The 20,106-nt window shown below is 65.6% G+C and carries 22 protein-coding genes and 1 riboswitch; of the genes, 10 read left to right on the plus strand and 12 right to left on the minus strand.

Features of this window, described 5'->3' with window-relative positions; all coding sequences use genetic code 11:
- Positions 1-2 precede the first annotated feature (2 nt).
- The 3 genes from cydB (at position 3) to GV035_RS04440 (ending at position 1,376) form a co-directional block, all read left to right on the plus strand.
- Positions 3-1,004 carry a cytochrome d ubiquinol oxidase subunit II gene (gene cydB / locus GV035_RS04435; protein WP_159833757.1) on the plus strand — a complete coding sequence of 334 codons (1,002 nt, stop codon included), beginning with the start codon at positions 3-5 and terminating at the stop codon, positions 1,002-1,004.
- Complete coding sequence (locus GV035_RS29030; RefSeq protein ID WP_201303902.1) at positions 982-1,134, plus strand: hypothetical protein; 153 nt, start codon at positions 982-984, stop codon at positions 1,132-1,134. Before cydB ends, GV035_RS29030 begins: the two co-directional genes overlap by 23 nt.
- 101 nt (positions 1,135-1,235) lie before the next feature.
- Positions 1,236-1,376, plus strand: a complete 141-nt coding sequence (locus tag GV035_RS04440; RefSeq protein ID WP_159833759.1) for a hypothetical protein — start codon at positions 1,236-1,238, stop codon at positions 1,374-1,376.
- A gap of 120 nt (positions 1,377-1,496) precedes the next feature.
- Here GV035_RS04440 and GV035_RS04445 read toward each other — a convergent pair whose 3' ends face one another.
- The 4 genes from GV035_RS04445 to mnmH all read right to left on the minus strand — a co-directional run bounded on the left by GV035_RS04445 (position 1,497) and on the right by mnmH (position 5,120).
- Positions 1,497-1,757, minus strand: coding sequence for a hypothetical protein (locus GV035_RS04445; RefSeq protein WP_159833761.1), 261 nt, complete (start codon positions 1,755-1,757; stop codon positions 1,497-1,499).
- Complete coding sequence (locus tag GV035_RS04450) at positions 1,757-2,614, minus strand: hypothetical protein (protein WP_159833763.1); 858 nt, start codon at positions 2,612-2,614, stop codon at positions 1,757-1,759. Before GV035_RS04450 ends, GV035_RS04445 begins: the two co-directional genes overlap by 1 nt.
- 360 nt (positions 2,615-2,974) lie before the next feature.
- The gene (locus tag GV035_RS04455; protein WP_159833765.1) at positions 2,975-4,024 is read right to left on the minus strand and encodes a permease; all 1,050 of its coding nucleotides are present in this window, start codon (positions 4,022-4,024) and stop codon (positions 2,975-2,977) included.
- A 28-nt stretch (positions 4,025-4,052) separates the two neighbouring features.
- Complete coding sequence (mnmH, locus tag GV035_RS04460; protein WP_159833767.1) at positions 4,053-5,120, minus strand: tRNA 2-selenouridine(34) synthase MnmH; 1,068 nt, start codon at positions 5,118-5,120, stop codon at positions 4,053-4,055.
- A gap of 143 nt (positions 5,121-5,263) precedes the next feature.
- Between mnmH and GV035_RS04465 the strand changes: the two genes are divergently transcribed.
- A complete protein-coding gene (locus GV035_RS04465; RefSeq protein ID WP_159833769.1) occupies positions 5,264-6,652 on the plus strand; it encodes an ethanolamine ammonia-lyase subunit EutB in 1,389 nt (462 codons plus the stop codon).
- Entirely contained in the window at positions 6,649-7,452 is an 804-nt protein-coding gene (gene eutC / locus GV035_RS04470; RefSeq protein ID WP_159833771.1) for an ethanolamine ammonia-lyase subunit EutC, read from the plus strand. Before GV035_RS04465 ends, eutC begins: the two co-directional genes overlap by 4 nt.
- Positions 7,453-8,174: 722 nt before the next feature.
- Here eutC and GV035_RS04475 read toward each other — a convergent pair.
- Positions 8,175-8,348 carry a DUF1328 domain-containing protein gene (locus GV035_RS04475; protein ID WP_159833772.1) on the minus strand — a complete coding sequence of 58 codons (174 nt, stop codon included), beginning with the start codon at positions 8,346-8,348 and terminating at the stop codon, positions 8,175-8,177.
- 152 nt (positions 8,349-8,500) lie between these two features.
- Positions 8,501-9,643, minus strand: a complete 1,143-nt coding sequence (gene opgC / locus GV035_RS04480; protein WP_159833773.1) for an OpgC domain-containing protein — start codon at positions 9,641-9,643, stop codon at positions 8,501-8,503.
- Between the two features lie 281 nt (positions 9,644-9,924).
- On the opposite strand from opgC, the gene GV035_RS04485 reads away from it, so the two are divergent.
- Entirely contained in the window at positions 9,925-10,692 is a 768-nt protein-coding gene (locus GV035_RS04485) for a TerC family protein (RefSeq protein ID WP_159833774.1), read from the plus strand.
- Positions 10,693-10,695: 3 nt separating this feature from the next.
- Here the strand turns inward: GV035_RS04485 and GV035_RS04490 are convergent, their stop codons facing one another.
- Genes GV035_RS04490 through cbiE form a run of 5 tightly spaced genes read right to left on the minus strand, consistent with a single transcriptional unit; the run spans position 10,696 to position 14,883 of the window.
- A complete protein-coding gene (locus GV035_RS04490) occupies positions 10,696-11,097 on the minus strand; it encodes a DUF4186 domain-containing protein (protein ID WP_159833775.1) in 402 nt (133 codons plus the stop codon).
- Between the two features lie 6 nt (positions 11,098-11,103).
- Entirely contained in the window at positions 11,104-11,829 is a 726-nt protein-coding gene (gene cobM, locus GV035_RS04495; RefSeq protein WP_159833776.1) for a precorrin-4 C(11)-methyltransferase, read from the minus strand.
- A 1-nt stretch (position 11,830) separates the two neighbouring features.
- Positions 11,831-12,559: a cobalt-precorrin-6A reductase gene (locus GV035_RS04500; protein WP_159833777.1), complete on the minus strand. Its 729-nt coding sequence runs from the start codon at positions 12,557-12,559 to the stop codon at positions 11,831-11,833.
- Positions 12,556-13,653, minus strand: a complete 1,098-nt coding sequence (locus GV035_RS04505; protein ID WP_159833778.1) for a cobalt-precorrin-5B (C(1))-methyltransferase — start codon at positions 13,651-13,653, stop codon at positions 12,556-12,558. The genes GV035_RS04500 and GV035_RS04505 overlap by 4 nt, the downstream gene beginning before the upstream one ends.
- Positions 13,654-13,674: 21 nt before the next feature.
- On the minus strand, positions 13,675-14,883 hold the full coding sequence (cbiE, locus tag GV035_RS04510; protein ID WP_159833779.1) for a precorrin-6y C5,15-methyltransferase (decarboxylating) subunit CbiE: 1,209 nt from the start codon (positions 14,881-14,883) through the stop codon (positions 13,675-13,677).
- 84 nt (positions 14,884-14,967) lie between these two features.
- Positions 14,968-15,155, plus strand: a riboswitch (cobalamin riboswitch).
- Between the two features lie 124 nt (positions 15,156-15,279).
- On the opposite strand from cbiE, the gene cobG reads away from it, so the two are divergent.
- The 4 genes from cobG to cobJ are packed head-to-tail and all read left to right on the plus strand — an operon-like array spanning position 15,280 to position 19,478.
- Positions 15,280-16,494 carry a precorrin-3B synthase gene (cobG, locus tag GV035_RS04515; protein ID WP_159833780.1) on the plus strand — a complete coding sequence of 405 codons (1,215 nt, stop codon included), beginning with the start codon at positions 15,280-15,282 and terminating at the stop codon, positions 16,492-16,494.
- Positions 16,487-17,113, plus strand: a complete 627-nt coding sequence (locus GV035_RS04520) for a precorrin-8X methylmutase (protein WP_159833782.1) — start codon at positions 16,487-16,489, stop codon at positions 17,111-17,113. Before cobG ends, GV035_RS04520 begins: the two co-directional genes overlap by 8 nt.
- Positions 17,110-17,838 carry a precorrin-2 C(20)-methyltransferase gene (locus GV035_RS04525; RefSeq protein ID WP_159833784.1) on the plus strand — a complete coding sequence of 243 codons (729 nt, stop codon included), beginning with the start codon at positions 17,110-17,112 and terminating at the stop codon, positions 17,836-17,838. The genes GV035_RS04520 and GV035_RS04525 overlap by 4 nt, the downstream gene beginning before the upstream one ends.
- Positions 17,835-19,478: a precorrin-3B C(17)-methyltransferase gene (gene cobJ / locus GV035_RS04530; RefSeq protein ID WP_201303903.1), complete on the plus strand. Its 1,644-nt coding sequence runs from the start codon at positions 17,835-17,837 to the stop codon at positions 19,476-19,478. The genes GV035_RS04525 and cobJ overlap by 4 nt, the downstream gene beginning before the upstream one ends.
- On the opposite strand, the gene GV035_RS04535 is transcribed toward cobJ, so the two are convergent.
- Positions 19,457-20,068 (minus strand): vWA domain-containing protein, encoded by a 612-nt coding sequence (locus tag GV035_RS04535; protein WP_159833786.1) that lies wholly within the window; start codon positions 20,066-20,068, stop codon positions 19,457-19,459. The genes cobJ and GV035_RS04535 overlap by 22 nt on opposite strands.
- Positions 20,069-20,106: the final 38 nt, after the last annotated feature.

The following is a 20,106-nucleotide window of genomic DNA, read 5'->3' on the forward strand; positions in this document are numbered from 1 at the left end:
ATATGGACCTCACACTCGCCTGGGCCGCGATCATCGCGCTCGGTCTCCTGATGTACGTGGTGCTCGACGGCTTCGACCTCGGCATCGGCATTCTCTTTCCGTTCTTCCCCGACCCGCACGACCGCGACGTGATGATGAACACCGTCGCGCCCGTCTGGGACGGCAACGAAACGTGGCTCGTGCTCGGCGGCGCGGGGCTGTTCGCCGCGTTCCCGATGGTCTATTCCACCGTGCTGTCGGCGCTTTATCTGCCGCTCGTGCTGATGCTCGTGTGCCTGATCTTCCGCGGCGTGTCGTTTGAGATTCGCGCCAAGGCGTCGCGCACCAAGCCGATGTGGGACCTCGCGTTCATCGGCGGCTCGGCCGGCGCGACCTTCTTTCAGGGCGTGGCGCTCGGCGCGTTTCTCGACGGCATTCCGGTCGCCGACGGCCGTTTTTCCGGCGATGGCTTCGGCTGGTTCACGCCGTTTTCGATGTTCACGGGCGGCGCGCTCGTCGTCACGTATGCGCTACTCGGCGCGTGCTGGCTGATCGCGAAAACCGAAGGCGACTTGCAGCGGCGCATGTATCGCGTGGTCTGGCCGCTGACGCTTCTGCAACTCGCGACGATTGCCGTCGTCAGCGTATGGACGCCATTGCTCGATGCGGGCATCGCGTCGCGGTGGTTCGATTCGCCGCTGTTTTATCGCATGCTGCCGGTGCCGGTGCTCGTCGTCGCGTGCGCGTGGGCGATGCGGCGGTCGATTGCATCGCGGCATGAAAAGCGGCCGTTCGCCGTCGCGCTCGGGTTCGTGGTGCTCGGTTACGCGGGACTGGTCGCGAGCATTTCGCCGCACGACATTTTTCCCGGCGTGTCGATCTGGGATGCGGCGGCGCCGCGTTCTAGTCAGCTATTTACGATCGTCGGGGCGGCGGTCATTCTGCCCGTGATCGTCGCTTATACGACGTTGGGTTATTGGGTATTCAGAGGGAAGGTGCGGCATGGCGAACATCACTACCATTGAGCGCGGCGGTGTGGGTGCTAAGAAGCTGTTTTGGTTTGTTGCGCTTTGGGTGGCGGGCGTTGGTGGGGCTATGTTGTTGGCGCTGCCGTTCAAGTTGTTGATTTGGTGGGGGGCGGGGGTGCGCTTTTGATTTTCTTTCTTCGCCGGCGTTTCGCGGTAACGCGCGGTTCTTGCAGTAGCCGCCTCCACGGCGGAGGGGTCACTTTCTTTGCTGCTGTATAGACTGGAGACATGGGTAACACTTCGGACGAACTGTTTCGTCCGGCCTTCTGCGCGATCGAACGAGTAAGCCTGGTCCGTACCGTCGCCGTCGTCCGAATCATCGTCAACGCCGCCGAGCAAAAGCGCCCGCCGCCAATTGCACAGCGTTGAGTAGTCGAACCCATCGTCCGCCGCGGCGGGCGCGCCTGTATTTGGCACCGATCAAGCGTCGCACCCGAAACGTCGCCAGCGACGAATCGATCTCGGGAAGTGCTAACCCTTCTTTGAGGCTCAGTCGTCTGACTGGGTGACTTTCATATACTGCTTAAGTTCTGGGTTTGATAGCGCAAGTAAGTTGAGCGTGGCCCCCCCAAATCGCCTAGCGAATTCATCGTCGAATGTCTCGTTGTAGTCGGCGGCGGGAAGTTCAAGAGGAAATAGGCGCGAAGTAATTGCGAGCACTTTCTCTACATCAAGCGTGTAGGAAACAAGAGCCCTTTTTTCTTCAGACCACATTACAACGACACAACGTTTTTCGGTATGGTTTGCCATTAATACCCTCGACATTGCTGATAGTCTGAGAACGCTCGTTGCGAGCATGCATCCATGAACCGCTGCCCGCCCATTGCGCTTCGATAAGCGGAGCATTCGTCCATATCACGCTCATACTGAGCGTAACGTTCACCCTCGTCTGCCTCGCTAACACCACGCGCGGCAACGATGATCACATCGTCACTGCTTGAGTCGTCGCCATATTTGAACGGTTGCGCATCGTAAAGCGATGTAGAGCCGCCACTGCTGTCATCGCCTTCTGCGCCATCGAACAAGTTCGTTCCGTCGCCGTCGCCGTCGTCCGAATCATCGTCACCGCCGCCAAGCAAAGCGCCCGCCGCAGATTCCGCTGCGCCCAGCAAGTCAAACTCATCGTCCGCCGTGGCGGGAGCACTAAGATGCGGCAACGGATTGAGCGTAGCACCCGCAACGCCGCCAAAGAGTGCATTCGTCTCTGGAAGTTCGCCGTTTGCCCGCTTGAGCGCGAAGAATGCAGCGCCGCTCAAGACCTCGGCCGGGTACGCATAGCCACCGCTGCCTGTCGCGCACCAGTACTGCGGTGCCGGGTTGGACGGCGCCATGCGCGGCACTCCCCTATATGCGCGGTTCACTACAGGTACAAGGCGGCCCGACGTCACTGCATCCCGTAGCAGCTTCCGCACCGCAGAGTTGTCGGTTGGCAGATTCCAGTGCGCCACTTTTAGCCGGTCGCGGACAAATGCCTGAATGTCGCGCAGCGCCTTCGCGCCAGCAATAAAGCGCAAATCCCAATTCGGCCGGAAGTGTCGAGCGAAAGCCGCTCGGTCGTCGGCGAGTCGCCTGAGCCGGTCTTTCTCCCATAACTCGCTCTTGTCCACTTCGCTCAGGGGCCGCACATTCCACAGGCGGAGTTGTCCCGACCGGAGTTCGGGTATAGCGCGCGGGCCGACATATCACTATATCCGCGCCCCCAACGCGTCAAGTCCCAGTATTGAGACCCTGGAATCAGCGTACATTGCCACCCGTTTTGGAGTGGCACATATAGCATGTTGCACCGCATAAGTAAGTCGTCCTCTGTTTCGGGACTCTCAGCGTACTGGGTATCTACGGGCGCGTTTGCAAAATATGGTCAGAATCTGAATGGCTCTTGACGCACGTGTCGACGCTCAGGCATAGGGCGGATTTGATGAGAGTCAACACGCGGACCGCGCGACGGCCGCATCCCGCGCCTCAGCCACCTAAAACACCCAGCCCGCGACCGCCCCCGCTATCACGCCGAACACCACCACCGCCCCCGCCACGAACGCCAGCACGCGCGGCGGGAACGACCGCGCAAGCATCGCCATCGACGGCACGCTGACAGGCGGCAGCGTCATCAACAGCGCGCCCGCCGGTCCGGCCGCCATGCCGAGCGACAGCATCGCCTGAATGATCGGCACTTCGCCCGCCGTCGGAATCACGAACAGCGTGCCCGCCACCGCGAACGCGACAATCCACAGCACGCCGTTATCGATATCCGGCCCGATGTGCGGAAAGAGCCACGCACGCGCCGCGCCCAGCAGCAGCACCAGCAGGATGTACTCCGGCACAAGCCGCAGCGTCATGCGGCCCAGTATCTTGATCCAGCGGGAAAACGCCGTGCCCGGCTCGTCTTCTTCGATCAGCTTCGCGAGCGCCTCGCGCGATGCCGCCGCCTGCGCAGGCGTCACCATCCGGTTCACCGCGTAGCCGAGGCCGAACACCATCAGCACGCCCAGCACCAGACGCAAGCCCGTCCACTGCCAGCCCAGCACGAAGCCCATGAACACCAGCGCCGCTGGATTGAGCACCGTGTTGCCGAGCCAGAAGGCGATCGCCGCGCCCGGCGCCGCCTGACGCGCGCGCAATCCCGCGACGACCGGCGCCGCGCAGCAGGTGCACATCATGCCGGGCAAGGACATCAGGCCGCCGTTTATCACGCTGCCGAAGCCATGCCGGCCAAGCGCGCGCGCCACCCACTGCGGCGGAATCAGCGCCTGCACCGCAGAGCCGAGCAACAGGCCGAGCACCATCGCCTGCCAGATGGCCTTGCCATAGGCCATCGCGTAGTCGAGCGCCGCCTGCCACGACGGCTGCGGCGCGCTCGCAGAGGCGCCCATCAGAATGGACTTGCCGATGGAATGCTGGCTCGCCGCCACGAACGCGCGGTTGTAGTACGGGAACCATTTGACGTAGAAAAGGCCCGCGACGGCGATCAGCAGGAACACCAGCCAGCCGAACGCGACGCGAGGTTGTCGAAGCGTGGTCATATTCTTGGTCGAATCAGATAAATGAAAATCAGCCGAGCGCGGGCGTTGTCTCGGATAACTGCGCGAGCAGCGCCTTCGCCTGATCGACGCTATCGGCATCGTTCGGGCGAAACAGCATATGCGCCGCGTGCGGCAACTGCGTGTACAGCGCGCGGCTGCTGCGGCCGTACGCCGGATCGTAATGGCGGTCGATCAGTTCGGCGAAAAGCGCAGCGCGCTCGCCTTCATCGATCAGCCGATGCCAATGCTCCACGCGCTCACGGCTATGCAGCGCGACGAGCTTCGACAATTGCGCCTTGAAGAACGCGGGATTGTCGAAAAGGTGGGCGTAGTCCTGCAACAGGAACGCGATGCGGTCCTCGCGGCGCGCTTGCACTTCCACGCAGGCGGCCGCGTGCAGACTGTCGAGCAGCGCGTCCGGCGTGGAAAGCGCGCCGATGCGCCGCCCTTCCGCCTCGATGAAAACCGGCTTGGCCCGATCGAAGCCGCGCAGCGCGTGAACGAGCGCGGAGTCGAACGCCTTCTGCGACGGCTGCGGCTGCCCCGGCAACGCGCCGAGCAGCGAGCCGCGATGCGCGGCGAGCCCTTCGAGATCCAGCACTTGCGCGCCCGCCTGCGCGAGCGCGTTCAGAAGGCGCGTCTTGCCGCTGCCCGTATGGCCGATCAGCGCGATAAAGCGAAACTGCGCCGGCAAGGCCGTGAGCCGGTCGAGCACGTCGCGCCGGTAGCTTTTATAGCCGCCATCGAGTTGCCGCGCCTGCCAGCCCATCATGTTGAACCACGTCGTCATGGAGCCGGAACGCTTGCCGCCGCGCCAGCAATAGATCAGCGGGCGCCAGTTGCGCGGGCGATCCGCGAAGATCGTGTCGAGATGACGGGCGATGTTGCGCGCGACCATGGCCGCACCGACGCGCGTGGCCTCGAACGGCGACACCTGCTTGTACATGGTCCCGACGATCACGCGCTCTTCGTTGTCGAGCACCGGCGCGTTGATCGCGCCGGGAATGTGATCCTCGGCGAATTCGAGCGGCGTGCGGACATCGACGATTTCGTCGAAATCCTGAAGACGGTCGATCTGAGCGAGAAGGTTTTTCACGAAAATTGAGCGCGATTCGGCGGGGCGAAGCCCGAAATTATCGCACGGGCGGCGAATTCGGTTTTGCGGCGCATTTTTGCGCGCGCACGCGATGCGGTTACAGTAAGGGCATCGCGAATCCGGTCATGCGGGCGGGAGAATCGATGACTTATCAAGCAAGCATCGGCGTGCGCCGCTACCGCTTCGACGACCTGAAGACGCTGCTCGGCCGCGCGAGCCCGCAGCGTTCCGGCGACGAACTCGCGGGCGTCGCCGCGGCCACGGAGGAAGAGCGCGTCGCCGCCAAAATGGCGCTTGCCGGCGTGCCGTTGCGCGCGTTCCTCGACGAGCCGCTCATTCCCTACGAAGCCGACGAAGTCACGCGGCTGATCGTCGATACGCACGACGCCGCCGCCTTCGCGCCCATCGCGCATCTGACGGTCGGCGAATTGCGCGAATGGCTGCTTTCGGATGCGACGGACACCGCCGCGCTCGAAGCCGTCCAGATGGGCCTGACGCCCGAAATGGTCGCCGCCGTATCCAAGCTCATGCGCAACCAGGATCTGATTCTCGCCGCGAGAAAGCGCCCAGTCGTCACGGGCTTTCGCACGACGATCGGCTTGGCCGGACGGCTCTCGGTGCGGCTACAGCCGAATCATCCGACCGACGATCCGAAGGGCATCGCCGCATCCATGCTCGACGGCCTCTTCTACGGCTGCGGCGATGCCGTCATCGGCGTGAATCCGGCCTCGGATTCGCCGGCGGACATTGCCGCGCTGCTCGCGATGATGGACGACTTCCGCCAGCGTTACGACGTGCCGATGCAGTCGTGCGTCCTCACGCACGTCACCAACACGCTCGCGGCGATCGAACACGGCGCGCCGGTCGATCTCGTCTTCCAGTCGATTGCGGGCACCGAGCGCGCCAACGCCAGTTTCGGCGTGTCGCTCGCGCTCCTGCAGGAAGCGCACGACGCGGCGCAATCGCTCGCGCGCGGAACCGTCGGGGACAACGTCATGTACTTCGAGACCGGCCAGGGCAGCGCACTCTCGGCGAACGCGCATCATGGCGTCGATCAGCAGACGTGCGAGGCGCGCGCCTACGCGGTGGCGCGCCGCTTCCGCCCGCTGCTGACGAATACCGTGGTCGGATTCATCGGGCCGGAGTATCTGTATGACGGGGGGCAGATCATTCGTGCGGGACTGGAGGATCACTTTTGCGGCAAGCTGCTCGGCGTGCCGATGGGCTGCGACATCTGCTACACGAACCACGCGCAGGCCGATCAGGACGATATGGACACGCTTCTGACGCTGCTCGGCGTCGCGAACGTCAACTTCATCATGGGCGTGCCCGGCGCCGACGACGTGATGCTCAACTATCAGAGCACCTCGTTCCACGACGCGTTGTACGTGCGCCGCGTGCTGAACCTGAAGCGCGCGCCGGAATTCGAGGCGTGGCTCGCGAGAATGCGCGTCACGGACGGACACGGCGCGCTGCTTTCGCATTTCTCGGGCGCGGCGGGGCGACCGCTGCTCGACTGGATCGACCCATGACGGACGACACCACGCGCAGCACGGTCGAAGCCGATCCTTGGGACGCGCTCAGGCGTTTCACGAACGCGCGTATCGCGCCCGGCCGCGCGGGCTGCAGTCTGCCGACCGCGCCGCTCCTCGCGTTCCAGCTCGCGCACGCGCAGGCGCGCGACGCGGTGCATCAGCCGCTCGACACGGCGTCGCTCGCCGAAAGCTTGCACGCAGCCGGTTTCACCACGCTCGACGTCGCGAGCGCCGCGCCGGATCGCGAACACTACCTGCGTCGTCCCGATCTGGGCCGCACACTCGACGACGCCAGCGCCGCGCGCCTCGCCGATCACGCGAGCAAAGACAACGTAGCGCCCGATGTGGTGTTCGTCGCCGCCGATGGCCTCTCGGCGTTCGCCGGGCAGCGTCACGCCGCGCCGCTTCTGTCGAAGATGCGCGCGATGCTCGACGGCTGGACCATCGGCCCGGTCGTCATCGCGACGCAGGCGCGCGTCGCGCTGGGCGATCGCATCGGTGAGCTTTTACGGGGGCGGATCGTCGTCGTGATGATCGGTGAGCGGCCCGGCCTGAGTTCGCCCGACAGTCTCGGGCTGTACGTCACGTATGAGCCGCGCGCCGGACGCACCGATGCCGAACGCAACTGCATCTCGAACGTGCGCCCCGCAGGGCTCGGCTACGATGCCGCCGCGTTCAAGCTGCACTGGCTGCTCAACGAAGCGCGGCGGGTGAAGCTGACGGGCGTCGGCCTGAAAGATCATAGCGGCACCTTGCCGCCGCCAGCGGACGCCGGGCAGATCGAAGGTCGCAGGTAGGACGGCGCTTCGCCGCGTGCGATGCGTCGAGCGCGCGCTGTGGAGTGCGAGCGCCTTCGCTCGCCAGGAAAGGCACGCACGAGCACTTCTTCCCGCGCTGCGATCCGCAGAACAGAACCGGGCAGATCCGGGATTGGGAATCGGAGTAGGCAACAGCTTGCGGACGCACTCAACGACATCGCGCATTGTCGAATCGTTGGTTCATAGGCAAAGCACGCATGCCGATAAGCGTGCCCACTCAGGCGACAGCCTCCCTTCACGAACTCGGCGTCCCCGGCGCGGCGGTGGAGACGAGAGAGTCAACGCGTCAAAACGCGAGCGAATCCCGCCGACCTCGCGCTACGGGAGACAACCATCTTCTTGCGCGAATCAGACGCCCTCCCGACGTAGCGGTTCACGGCACCGAGTCAACTGTCGGAGCGCGAGCCGGCCTGGCGGAATCGTTCGCCGGCGCCGACCCTCTTCTTACGAATCAACGCCCCGGGGCACGGCCGCGATGGACGCCACAACTCAGCGCGTCAGAGCATGAGGTCACCGCCGAGTCCGCGCCGGCAGAGACAACTTCTCCTCCAACGAATCAGCCACCCTCCGCCACAGCCGTCGACGTGACAGATTCCAGATGCCAGAGCGCGAGCCACCCGCCGAACTCGCGCTGCCCTCAACGACCATCCCGTTCACATATTGGGACGCCTCGGACGAGGCGGTCCACACAGGTCAACGGGTCAAAGCACGAGCGACCCCGCCGAAATCGCGACGACCAGGAAGATCACGAACAGGACGAGGAAGATAAAGAAGCAAATCTTCGCGATGCCCGCCGCGCCCGAGGAGACACGGCCAAAGCCGAAGAAGCCTGCGATGACGGAAATGACCGCGAAGAGAATGGCGAGCTTAAGCATGGCGAACCCTTTTTTGTTGTCGATGAGGGCTCCTGCCTGCAAGTGTCGTGCCTCGACGATTTGCCTTATTCCATGTCGCTTGAGAAAAAGACCGTTAGTTGCGCAAACGGCGGGTAGAAAAGCACCGCCTTCCGGAAGTGCTTCGCAAGACATCAACGCACGCCGCGCGCCGAACCCTCCGCCGCAGCCACCGCCGCTGCCGCTGGAACGCGCGGCCCCATGCCGAGCCAATTCGCCACCGGCTGCCGCACGCGCGGCACCGAAAGCAGCGCCAGTATCGCGGCAGCGTCCGCCGCGAGACCGGCCGGAACGTTCACGAGGCCGTCCGTCAGCGTGAACAGGATCGAATCGACCACGAGCGATATAGCTGCTCCCGCGATGAAGCACGTCATGCCGTCGCGCCCGACCGCGCCAATCCACGGCAAGCGGCTCGCGACTGCCTTCACCACGCCGTATCGCGCGAGATTGGTCGCGATCCATGCAATCGCGAGAAAATTGACGACGCGCGCGCCCGCCAGGTCGCGCTTGAACGCGCTGTCCAGCACGGGCGGCAGCACGAGCAGCTTGTAGTACGCCATGCCGACGATCAACCCCAGCGCGGCGGCGCTGACGGCCCAGCCGAAGCGATGCGACGCCACGCGCTGATAGACCGGCTGGCAGCGCGCGAGCACGCCGAGCGTGAACATGAGCTGCCACGCTGCGGGATTGAAGTCCCAGAGATTGTCGTCGACGGACGGCATGTACTCGCCGATGCCGGGCGCGAACGACCACAGCGCGAGACTCAGTCCGAGCAACAGCCACGGCTTGGTGCGCGCAAGCGGCAACACGAACGGCACCGACAGCGCGAAAAGGGCGTACATCGGCAAGACGGCGGCCAGATACGGCTGGCGCTCGAAGGTCAAAATCTGGGCAATCGACGTCACAGGCGCAGCGGTGAGCGTGTCCAGGTCGCGCAGCACGAGGTTCGGCGCGTGACCATAGAACGGTCGCAACAGGAACGTCGCGATGAGCATGAGCGCGGCGGTAATCAGAAACGCGCGGTAGATTTCGAACGCGCGCCGGACGAAGCGCAGCCGCGCGGCGCGCTCGGAGCGGCGTTCGGCGAGGGACACGTACGCGGTCGCAGTAGCGAACCCGCCGAGGAACACGAACACTTCGGCGGCGTCGTTCAGCGCGAACGCGTGCAGCGTGAAATGCGACAGCATGCTGCCGCCGATGTGATCGACGACAATGATCAACAGAACGAGCCCCCGGAAGAAGTCGAGCTCGACGAGGCGTTGTGATTTTCCGGACATGCGGCGTAACCGTGAGTCCTGCGGAGCGCAGAAAGTGGACGAGGCGCGGCGTGAGAGCGGCCGCATCGAAGCATTGGAGTTTACCCGCATTCGTTGCGGTGCATCATCGGAACAGGAGTACTTTTCCGTTTTAGATCCGGTGTTTGCCCGCTTTTGGCGTCGAAACTACCGTTCCGACCGCTCTTGAAGGAACCCGCCACGCCTAAAGTTTTCAAAAACCTTTCACGATACCCGTTCATCCGGCTAATATCACGCTCCTGCCTTCCACGGAAACGCTTCGCATGGACTACATTGCCGCCCTCCTCACCGATCCCGCCGCATGGGCCGCCCTCGCGACGCTCGTCGTGATGGAAGTCGTGCTCGGCATCGACAATCTGATTTTCATCTCGATCCTGACCAACAAGCTCCCGGCCGCGCACCGGGCGCGCACGCAGCGCATCGGCATCGGGCTCGCGCTGGTGATGCGGCTCGGCCTGCTCGGCACCGTCGCGCTGATCGTGCGGCTCACCGCACCGATCTTCGAGGCGTTCGGTCACGGCTTTTCATGGCGCGATCTGATCCTGATAGCCGGCGGCGTCTTCCTCGTATGGAAGGCCACGACGGAAATCCGCCATCACGTCACGCACGACGCCGAGGATCACGCCGGCGCCACGTCCGGCGCGCGTCTCACGCCGCTGTCCGCGATCGGCCAGATTCTGGTGCTCGACCTCGTTTTTTCCATCGACAGCATCGTGACTGCGGTCGGCATGACGGAGCACATTCCGATCATGTTCGTCGCGGTCATCGCGGCGGTCTCCGTCATGCTGTTCGCGGCGGGACCGCTCTCGCGCTTCATCGAGCGCAATCCGACCATCGTGATGCTCGCGCTCGGCTTTCTGCTGGTGATCGGCATGACGCTGATCGCGGAAGGATTCGGCACCCACGTGCCGAAGGGCTATATCTATGCGGCGATGGCGTTGTCCGCGCTGGTCGAAGGGCTGAACATGCTGGCGCGCAGGGCAAGCAGCAAGCGCCGCCTTTCCGTGTCGGGCGAGCAGAAGCCGCACTGAGCCTCAGAACGGCAACTCGCGCTGCGGGTTGTCTTTCGTTTCAGCGGCAGGCGGCATCGGTTGGGCGCGCAGCCATCGCTCGATGGCTGCGACGACATGCTGGCGCTCTGCGTCGTCGAGCACTTTTCCCGCCGCGATGCCGTGCCACTTCGCGAGACACGTCCGGCAGCACGTTGCCGTCGCATGCTGCGCGATGAACACCGGATGCCCGCGAAACGGCGTCTGCTTGCCATCGTTCAACGGCGCTTGCGGCGCGAGCCGTCTCGCGATCAATTCATGCGCCTGCGCGACGACCGTCTCCATGCCGCGCTCGCGCAGATAGCGCCCTTCGCGCACGCCGAGCGCAAACCGCCGGCGAAACGCGGAATTCGCGAGGGCATCGAACACGGCATCGAGATCGCGCATGAACGCTCAGTCCTTCGCGTAGAGCGTGGAATCGGCGAAACCGTGGGCGTCGAGCACGCGGCCCACGAGGATCAGCGCCGTGCGCTCCATGCCCGCCGCGCGCACTTTCTGCGCGATGTCGGCAAGCGTGCCCTGCACGCGTTCCTCGTCCGGCCAGCTTGCGCGGAAGATCACGGCGACCGGACAGTCTTCTCCATAATGGGGCAGCAAGTCCGCGACGATGCGCTCGATGTGCCGCACGCCAAGGTGAATCGCCAGCGTGGCGCGATGACGCGCGAGGTCCGCGAGGGCTTCGCCGGGCGGCATCGACGTTTTCGCCGCATAGCGCGTGAGAATCACCGTCTGCGAGATGCCGGGCAGCGTCAACTCGCGGCCGAGCGCCGCCGCTGATGCCGCCGTCGCGGTCACGCCGGGCACGACTTCGTAAGGAATCCTTAATAGTGCGATTCGCCGGATCTGCTCGCCAATTGCGCCGTACAGCGACGGATCGCCCGAATGCACGCGCGCGACGTCCTCGCCATTCGCGTGGGCGTGCTGCAACAACGCGACGATGGCATCGAGATTGAGCTCCGCGGTATTCACCACGCGATGCGCCCGATGCCCTACGAGCACGCCTTCCGGCACGAGCGATCCTGCGTACAGGATCACCGGACACGAGCGAATCAGCCTTTGCCCTTTGACGGTGATGAGTTCGGGATCGCCCGGTCCCGCGCCGATGAAATAGACGGTCATGTCAGTGAGAGTCGAAAGCGAGCAGCGCATCGAGCGCGCTCGCGGGGTCGTCGAATTGGCGATCGGCTTCGGGCAGCGCCGGCCGCGCGAGCATCACGACAGGCAAGCGTCTTTCGCGCGCCACTGCGAGCTTGGCTTCGGTCGCCCTGCCGCCGCTGTTCTTGCTGATGACGACATCGATTCGCGCGGCGTCGAATAACGCGCGCTCGCCGGCGATATCGAATGGGCCCCGCGCATCGATGATGCTCGCACGCGCGTTGCCTTCGTGCGTACCGAGACAGCGAATGGCCCAGTGCTGCGACGCGGGAATCTCGTCGAGATGCATCAGCGGTTCGCGACCGAGCGTGAAAAGCGGCCGGTGAAACGGTCCAATACGTTCGACGATGCCGCGCCAGTCCGCCGCATCGCGCCAGTCGTCGCCGGACTGGGGCTGCCATGCGGCACGGCGCACGGCCCAGAGCGGCACATCGGCGAGCGTGCAGGCTTCGCGTGCATGGCGGCTCATCTGCGCAGCATATGGATGCGTCGCGTCGATGACGAGCCCGATCCGTTCCGCACGCAGATACTCGACAAGTCCGGCCACCCCGCCGAAACCGCCGACGCGCACCGCGCACGCAAGATCGGTCGGCACGCGAGCGAGGCCCGCGAGACTGTAGACATGCGGCGCGCGCAGGTGTCGCGCGATGGCGAGGGCATCGCCCGTTCCGCCGAGCAACAGCGCGCGCTTCATGCGGCGCTCCCGACGATGACGCCTTGCCTGTCGATCGCGAACGTCTCGACGATGATGCCCTGCGGCACGGTATCGAGCGCCACGTCGCGGGCGCGCGCGCACACGAGATCGCCCAGCGCAATGCCTTGCGCGCGTGCCAGCTTCAGCGCCTCCTGGCTGGTGTTCGCCGCGCGTATCGCCGACTGAAGCGCCGCGCTCGCGCCAGCATCGGCGGCCCAGCACGCGAGCAACGGCAAGTCGATGCTCGATGTCCGGCTATGCAAATCCATATGCCCCGCCGCGAGCTTGCTGAGTTTGCCGAAGCCGCCGCATAGACTGAGCTTTTCGACCGGCGCGCGGCGCAAATGCTTCAGCACCGCGCCCGCGAAGTCGCCCATCTCGATCAACGCGATATCCGGCAGGCCGTAGCGCGCGCGCATCGCGTCTTCGCTCTGATTGCCGGTGCAAGCTGCGATATGCCGCACGCCATTCGCGCGCGCCACGTCGATGCCCTGATGAATCGACGCGATATACGCCGAGCACGAGAACGGCCTGACGATGCCCGTCGTCCCCAGTATCGACAAGCCGCCGACGATGCCGAGCCGCGGGTTCATCGTCTTCAGCGCGAGCGATTCGCCATGTTCGACGCCTATCGTCACGTCGAAGCCGCCCGCGTAGTCGGCAAGCGGCGCGAGCGCGAGGAGATGCTCAGTCATCATCTTGCGCGGGACGGGGTTGATGGCCGGCTCGCCGATGGCAAGCGCAAGCCCTGCCCGCGTCACCGTGCCGACGCCCGGCCCCGCGTGAAAGCGCACGCCCGCATCCGCCGACAGACGCACGCGCGCAAACACCAACGCGCCATGCGTGACATCGGGATCGTCGCCGGCATCCTTGATGACGCCCGCTTCCGCGGCATCGCGCGTACCGTCGATGAGGCGGCAGAATTCCAGCTTCATCGTGACGCACTGGCCCTTCGGCAACACGATCTCCGCGCGGTCGCTCGTCTGCCCGGTCAGCAAGAGGCGCGCGGCTGCGAGACTCGTCGCCGTCGCGCAGCTTCCGGTCGTATAGCCGCTTCTGAGCGGCGCGGGTTGCTCGGGCGTCTCGTCACGCATGATGAAGGGCGTGGAACGTGCTCACGGCTTGCTCGCGCACAGCAAGGTGATCGGCAACGCTTGCCGCCACGTATCGAAGCTGCCGAGCGGCTCCGCATACGCGACCCCGATGCGCGCGAGTTCACCGCCATGACGCGCGCGCCAGTCGACGAGCACAGCCTCGCTTTGCAGCGTGACCGCATTCACGACCAGCCGCCCGCCCTGACGCAGCCGCGCCCAGCACGTATCGAGCACGCCGGGCGCGGTCACGCCGCCGCCGATGAACACCGCATCGGGCGCGGGGAGGCCATCGAGCGAGGCCGGCGCTTCGCCCTTTACGAGCTTGAGCGCGGGCACGCCGAGCGCATCGCGGTTATGTTCGATCAGACGCTGCCGGCCCTCGTTCGCTTCGATGGCGATCGCGCGGCACCGGACATGCGCGCGCATCCATTCGATGCCGACGGAACCGCAGCCCGCGCCGACATCCCACAGCAATTCGCCCGGCTGCGGCGCAAGGCGCGCAAGCGTGATCGCGCGGACATCGCGCTTGGTGAGCTGGCCGTCGTGCCGATAGGCGTCATCGGGCAACCCCGGCGTGAGGGGCGGACCGGCGTGGCCTGCGTGCGTGCGGCATTCGATGGCAACGAGGTTCAGCGGCGCCACGAACGGCTCACGCCAGTCGTCCGCGCGCTCGTCGATGCGCCGTTCGTTTGCGCCGCCGAGATGCTCGAAAACCGTCATGCGGCTCGGGCCGAATCCATGCGCCGTCAGCAAGGACGCGATGGCCGCGGGCGTCGCGCCGTCCGCGCTCAGCACGAGCAGACGCTCGCCGCGAAACACGTGCGCCAGCAGCGAAGCGGCCGGACGTCCGACGAGCGACACGCATTGCGCATCCTGCAACGCCCAATGCAGCCGCGCGGCCGCGAGCGAGAGCGACGAAGGCGCGGGAATCACGCGCATCTCGTCGGCGGAAAGCTCGCGCGCGAGCGTCGCGCCGACGCCGAAGAACATCGGATCGCCGCTCGCGAGCACGCATACAGGTGCGCCGCGCCTGCGCTCGGCGAGCACGGCATCAAGAGAAAAGGGACTCGGCCACGGCACGCGCCGCGCTGCGATGCGCGCGGGCAAGAGCGCGAGATGACGCTCGCCGCCGTGTATCGCGCCGGCCTCAAGTAGCGCACGGCGCGCCGCGCGGCTCAACGCATGCCAGCCGTCCTCGCCGATGCCTACCACCGTCAGCCAGCTCGACATGGGCCGTCTCCTCCTTGCGCTTCGCGACGCGCTTCATGCGACGATACCCTGCACGAAGCGTTCTGATGAGCGATAAAAGCGGGCATAATACATCGGTACGTCGGTGCCCAACGGTTCAACCCGAGGGCCTAACAGGGAACACAGCAAAACTGTGGCTGCCCCCGCAATTGTACGCAGCGAGTCCGCGCTCCACTGCCACTGGTTTTTACCGGGAAGGCCGGCGCGGGCGCAGACCTGCCAGCCAAGAGACCTGCCGACTCACGCTTTCCACGCATTGTTCGCGCGACGCCGGCCGGGCGGGGTGTACCGGTCTCATCGCCCGAAGCGAGAATCGCACCGGTCACGCTTTTGAACGCTTCTTTTCCGACACCGCGGCCCTCGGCTTGCCCCGGCCTCATGCGTATCGTGCAGGCGCGCGACGGCGGCCTCGCGCGCCTGCGCATTTTTGGCGGCAAGCTCGACGCGCACGCGGCGCATGCCGTCGCGCGCGCGGCGGTGCGCTGCGGCTCGGGCGTCATCGAACTCACGAACCGCGCGAACCTGCAACTGCGCGGCATTCGCGACGATGCCCACGCCGAACTCGTCGATATCGCACTCGATGCGGGCCTCGGTCCGCAAGCCGAAGGCGGCGACGACTTGCGCAACGTGATGCTGAGCCCGCTCGCGAGCGACAGCACGCGCCGCCTCGCCACCGCCATCGTCACCGCGATGCAGGGCGATGCCGCGCTGCACGCGCTGTCGCCGAAGTTCGCGCTGCAACTCGACGGCGGCGAACGGCTCGCGATGCTCGACCATCCGCACGATCTCTGGCTTTCCGCGCTCGACGGCGGCGCGCGTTACGCGTTCGGCCTCGCGGGTTCCATGCCGCATCGCGAAGCCGACGCGCCCGCGCTCGGCAGCATCGCGGGCGAGCATGCCGTGGGCTTCGTCGTTGCCGTGCTGCGCGCGTTTGTCGCGCAGGCTTCGACAGACGAGCATCGCATGCGCGACGTGCTCGCGCGAATCGGCGTCGCGCGCTTCGTGGCTGCGCTTTCCTTCGATCCGATCGACATCACATGGCGCCGCGCTCCGGCCGATGCTTCATTGCGCTTCGGCGCGCATCCGATGCCCGAAGGCGCAGCGTGGTATGTCGGCGCGCAAACGCAATTGGGGCGGCTCGACGCAGCCACGCTCGACGCGCTCGCCGATCTCGCTTCGACGCACGCGCAAGGCCGGCTTCTGATAACGCCGTGGCAAGGCGTGCTCATGCCTGACGTGGCAGCGCAGCATAAGGAGCACGTGCTCGCCCGTATGAACGCGCTCGGCCTCATCACACAGGCGGATCATCCGCTTGCGCGGTTTGTCGCGTGCGCGGGGTCGGCGGGCTGCGCAAAGAGTCGTGCGGATACCAAAGCCGACGCACACCGCCTCGCCGCGCTGCTGACGGTACAGGGCGACGTGCACTTCAGCGGCTGCGAACGCTCGTGCGCCGCCGCGCATCCCGTTGCAACGACGTTGATCGCCGTATCGACTGCACGCTATGACTTGCATGTCGACGCGCGGCTCGTCGAACGAAACCTATCCATCGAAGAGGCGGCCGCATGGCTCGCCCGGAGCCATGCCGATGCTTGACTATATCCGCGACGGCGCCGAGATTTATCGCCAGTCGTTCGCGACGATTCGCGCTGAAGCGAACTTGAGCGCCGTTCCGCGCGACCTGGAAAAGCTCGCCGTGCGGCTGATTCATGCGTGCGGCATGGTCGATATCGTCGATGATCTGCGCTTCTCTCCCGGCGCGGGCGATGCGGGACGCAACGCGCTCGCAGCCGGCGCGCCGATACTTTGCGACGCGCGCATGGTCGCGCACGGCATCACGCAGGCGCGCCTTCCCGCCGATAACCGCATCGTCTGCACGCTCGGCGATCCGTCCGTGCCCGAGCGCGCCCGCGCGATGCGCAACACGCGCTCGGCGGCTGCGCTCGAGCTATGGCGGCCAGATCTCGAGGGCGCCATCGTCGCGATAGGCAACGCGCCGACTGCGCTCTTTCATCTGCTCGACATGCTCGATGCCGGCGCGCCGAAGCCCGCGCTCATTCTCGGCTTTCCGGTCGGTTTCATCGGCGCGGCGGAATCGAAGGCGATGCTCGCAGCCGACAGCCGCGGCGTGCCCTTCGTCGCGCTGCACGGACGACGCGGCGGCAGCGCAATGGCAGCGGCCGCGGTGAACGCGCTTGCTTCGGAGAACGAATGATGAGCGGACGCCTCTATGGTCTCGGCGTTGGCCCGGGCGATCCCGAACTTATCACCGTGAAGGCGCTGCGGCTCTTGAAGTCGGCGCCCGTGGTCGCGTATTTCGTCGCGAAGGGCAAGAAGGGCAACGCGTTCGGCATCATCGAGGCGCATCTCGACGATACGCAGACACGCTTGCCGCTGGTGTATCCGGTCACGACCGAAGTGCTCGAACCGCCGCTCTGCTACGAAACGATCATCAGCGCGTTCTATGACGACGCCGCGCTCGCTATTGCGCATCATCTCGAAGCGGGCCGCGATGTCGCCGTGATCTGCGAAGGCGATCCCTTCTTCTACGGCTCGTACATGTATCTGCATGACCGCCTTGCCGGACGTTTCGATGCGCACGTCGTCCCCGGCGTATGTTCGATGCTCGGCGGCGTATCCGTGTTGGGCGCGCCGCTCGTCTATCGCAATCAGAGCCTTTGCGTGCTGTCCGGCGTGCTGCCCGAGGACGAGTTGAAGTGCAAGCTCGAAGCATCCGACGCGGCCGTCGTCATGAAGCTTGGCCGCAATTTCGACAAAGTACGGCGCGTTCTGGTCGAGCTAGGCTTGGACAAGCGCGCGCTCTATGTCGAGCGGGCGACGATGGCGAATCAGCGCATCGTGCCGCTGGATGAAGTCGATCCGATGGCGTCGCCCTATTTTTCGCTGCTCGTCGTGCCGGGAAAGAAATGGCAGGCATGAGCCCGGTGTCTTCCATCGCGATCGTCGTGCTCGGCGAAAGCGCCATGCCGATCGCGCGCCGCATTCAGGCGCGTTATCCCGGAGCGCGCGTGCATGGGCTCGCTCATCGCACGCATGCCGACATCGCCTACGACGAATTCGGCGCGCACGTGCGCGCGCTTTATCTCGCGGCAACGCCGATCGTCGCGCTGTGTGCGGCGGGCATCGTCATTCGCTCGCTCGCGCCGTGTCTCGCGGACAAGGGCGCCGAGCCGCCTGTGCTGGCCGTCGCGCAGGATGGAAGCGCCGTCGTGCCGCTGCTGGGCGGCATGAGCGGCGTCAATGTGCTGGCGCGCGAGATCGGCGCGGCGCTCGACGTCATGCCCGCGATCACGACGAGCGGAGAGTTGCGCTTCGGCACATGCCTGCTCGCGCCGCCCGACGGTTACGCGCTTGCGGATATCGAGCGCGGCAAGCGTTTCGTGTCCGATCTGCTTGCGGGCGAGACGACGCGCATAGAAGGCCATGCGCCGTGGCTCGATGAAGCAGACTTGCCCCGCGCCGATGACGCGCGTCTTGCCGTGCGCATCACGCCGCACGCGATGCACGACGAGCACAGTCTTGTGATTCATCCGCGTTGCGTGGCCGCGTGGATAGCAGCGCCGGATGATGAAATCGCCGATCGCGTGCGCCTTGCGTTGCACGAACATCGGCTATCGCCGCTAGCACTCGCCGCGCTCGTCGCACCGACCGCAAGCATGACGTCCGATGCGCTCAGCGATGCGGCCAACGCGCTAAACGTGCCGCTTCGCTTCGGCGACGAGCCGCCACCGCATCACGCGCTTCGTGCGCACGGAATCGCTTTGAGCGTGGCACACGCGCCGCTCGACGTGAACTGCATCGGTCGGGCGCGCGGCACATTGACAGTCATTGGCTTGGGCCCCGGCAGTGCAGACTTGTTGACGCCTGCCGCGAAAGCCGCGCTCGTCGCCGCGCAGGACATCCTCGGCTATGAGACGTATGTGCGGATGGCCGGGCCGTTTCGCGCGGACCAGCGCATTCACATGACGGACAACCGCGAAGAGTTGCAACGCGCACGCCATGCGTTCGAACTGGCGAGCGAGGGGCGAAAGGTCGTGGTCGTATCGTCGGGCGATCCCGGTGTCTTCGCGATGGCCGCCGCCGTGCTCGAAGTTCTCGACGAAGGCCGCGCGACACATGCCGAATGGAATGCCGTGAAGCTCGCGATCGTGCCGGGCGTGTCGGCATCGCTGGCAACGGCTGCACGCGCGGGCGCGCCGCTCGGCCATGACTTCTGCGTGCTATCGCTCTCGGACAACCTCAAGCCCTGGGACGTAATCGAGCATCGCATCCGACATGCGAGCGAAGCAGATCTCGTGATGGCGTTCTATAACCCGTTATCGAAGGCGCGGCCCTGGCAGTTCGATCGGGCAATCGATATCGTGCGCGAGTATCGCGATGCAGCGACGCCCGTGGTGCTGGGCCGCGATGTCGGACGTCCAGCAGAAACCATGCGTATCGTGACGCTGGGCGAATTGCGGGGCGGCCTCGTCGATATGCGAACGATGGTCATCATCGGATCGTCGAAGACGCGCGTGATCGGCGACGCCGAATGGGTCTATACGCCGCGCTCGTATTGAAGCGATTCGGCGGGGACGTACTGCGCGCGCCAGTCGAGCGCCAACGCCTTAGCGCCGCCGACACGCACGCGCCCCTCCTCGAAATCAACGACGACGATGCGGTCCGCCAGCACAGGCGCAGCGGGGCGTTCGTTCGTGCGTCCATCGCTCAGCAGCCACAACCAGCGACGCTGTGAGGCCTTGCGGCGCGCAGCCCGCGCAAGCACCGTCGATGCCGTGGCGAGGCCGAGCCTGAGCGGCGTTCCACCCCCGCCGCCGATCGGTGCGATCCAGCGGTCATTGAACCAATGCGCCGTTCCCGGCTGACGACGCACTTCGGCACGCCCGCCACCGAAGCACACGAGCGCGACCTCGGCGCGTTCGCGATACGCGCGGTCGAACAGCGCAATCAGCAAACCCTTCGCGCGCGCAAGACGCTCGCCGCCGAGCATGGAGCCCGAGCAATCGAGCACGAAGCAATGCAGTGCGGGCGCTTCGCCTTGGCCTCGCCGAAAGCGCAAATGACTGACATCCAAGCGTGCGGCCCGTTTGGCGCGCAGCGTCGCAATCCAGTCGACCGACGCTGTAGCGAGCCCTTCACGCGCATGCATGCGTCCACGCGAAGGCGCTTCCTGCCATCGAAGACGAT

The sequence above is a fragment of the Burkholderia sp. 8Y genome, assembly GCF_902506145.1.
Taxonomy (GTDB): Bacteria; Pseudomonadota; Gammaproteobacteria; order Burkholderiales; family Burkholderiaceae; genus Caballeronia.

What these genes read in the sequence shown, in the direction of transcription:
- GV035_RS04505 (WP_159833778.1), bottom strand. Translation starts at nt 13,653, where the DNA reads ATGCGTGACGAGACGCCCGAGCAACCCGCGCCGCTCAGAAGCGGCTAT.
- cobM (WP_159833776.1), bottom strand. Translation starts at nt 11,829, where the DNA reads ATGACCGTCTATTTCATCGGCGCGGGACCGGGCGATCCCGAACTCATC.
- cobJ (WP_201303903.1), top strand. Translation starts at nt 17,835, where the DNA reads ATGAGCCCGGTGTCTTCCATCGCGATCGTCGTGCTCGGCGAAAGCGCC.
- GV035_RS04485 (WP_159833774.1), top strand. Translation starts at nt 9,925, where the DNA reads ATGGACTACATTGCCGCCCTCCTCACCGATCCCGCCGCATGGGCCGCC.
- GV035_RS04440 (WP_159833759.1), top strand. Translation starts at nt 1,236, where the DNA reads ATGGGTAACACTTCGGACGAACTGTTTCGTCCGGCCTTCTGCGCGATC.
- GV035_RS04535 (WP_159833786.1), bottom strand. Translation starts at nt 20,068, where the DNA reads ATGCATGCGCGTGAAGGGCTCGCTACAGCGTCGGTCGACTGGATTGCG.
- cydB (WP_159833757.1), top strand. Translation starts at nt 3, where the DNA reads ATGGACCTCACACTCGCCTGGGCCGCGATCATCGCGCTCGGTCTCCTG.
- GV035_RS04445 (WP_159833761.1), bottom strand. Translation starts at nt 1,757, where the DNA reads ATGGCAAACCATACCGAAAAACGTTGTGTCGTTGTAATGTGGTCTGAA.
- GV035_RS04520 (WP_159833782.1), top strand. Translation starts at nt 16,487, where the DNA reads ATGCTTGACTATATCCGCGACGGCGCCGAGATTTATCGCCAGTCGTTC.
- cobG (WP_159833780.1), top strand. Translation starts at nt 15,280, where the DNA reads ATGCGTATCGTGCAGGCGCGCGACGGCGGCCTCGCGCGCCTGCGCATT.
- GV035_RS29030 (WP_201303902.1), top strand. Translation starts at nt 982, where the DNA reads ATGGCGAACATCACTACCATTGAGCGCGGCGGTGTGGGTGCTAAGAAG.
- GV035_RS04525 (WP_159833784.1), top strand. Translation starts at nt 17,110, where the DNA reads ATGATGAGCGGACGCCTCTATGGTCTCGGCGTTGGCCCGGGCGATCCC.
- opgC (WP_159833773.1), bottom strand. Translation starts at nt 9,643, where the DNA reads ATGTCCGGAAAATCACAACGCCTCGTCGAGCTCGACTTCTTCCGGGGG.
- GV035_RS04475 (WP_159833772.1), bottom strand. Translation starts at nt 8,348, where the DNA reads ATGCTTAAGCTCGCCATTCTCTTCGCGGTCATTTCCGTCATCGCAGGC.
- GV035_RS04500 (WP_159833777.1), bottom strand. Translation starts at nt 12,559, where the DNA reads ATGAAGCGCGCGCTGTTGCTCGGCGGAACGGGCGATGCCCTCGCCATC.
- cbiE (WP_159833779.1), bottom strand. Translation starts at nt 14,883, where the DNA reads ATGTCGAGCTGGCTGACGGTGGTAGGCATCGGCGAGGACGGCTGGCAT.
- GV035_RS04490 (WP_159833775.1), bottom strand. Translation starts at nt 11,097, where the DNA reads ATGCGCGATCTCGATGCCGTGTTCGATGCCCTCGCGAATTCCGCGTTT.
- GV035_RS04465 (WP_159833769.1), top strand. Translation starts at nt 5,264, where the DNA reads ATGACTTATCAAGCAAGCATCGGCGTGCGCCGCTACCGCTTCGACGAC.
- GV035_RS04455 (WP_159833765.1), bottom strand. Translation starts at nt 4,024, where the DNA reads ATGACCACGCTTCGACAACCTCGCGTCGCGTTCGGCTGGCTGGTGTTC.
- eutC (WP_159833771.1), top strand. Translation starts at nt 6,649, where the DNA reads ATGACGGACGACACCACGCGCAGCACGGTCGAAGCCGATCCTTGGGAC.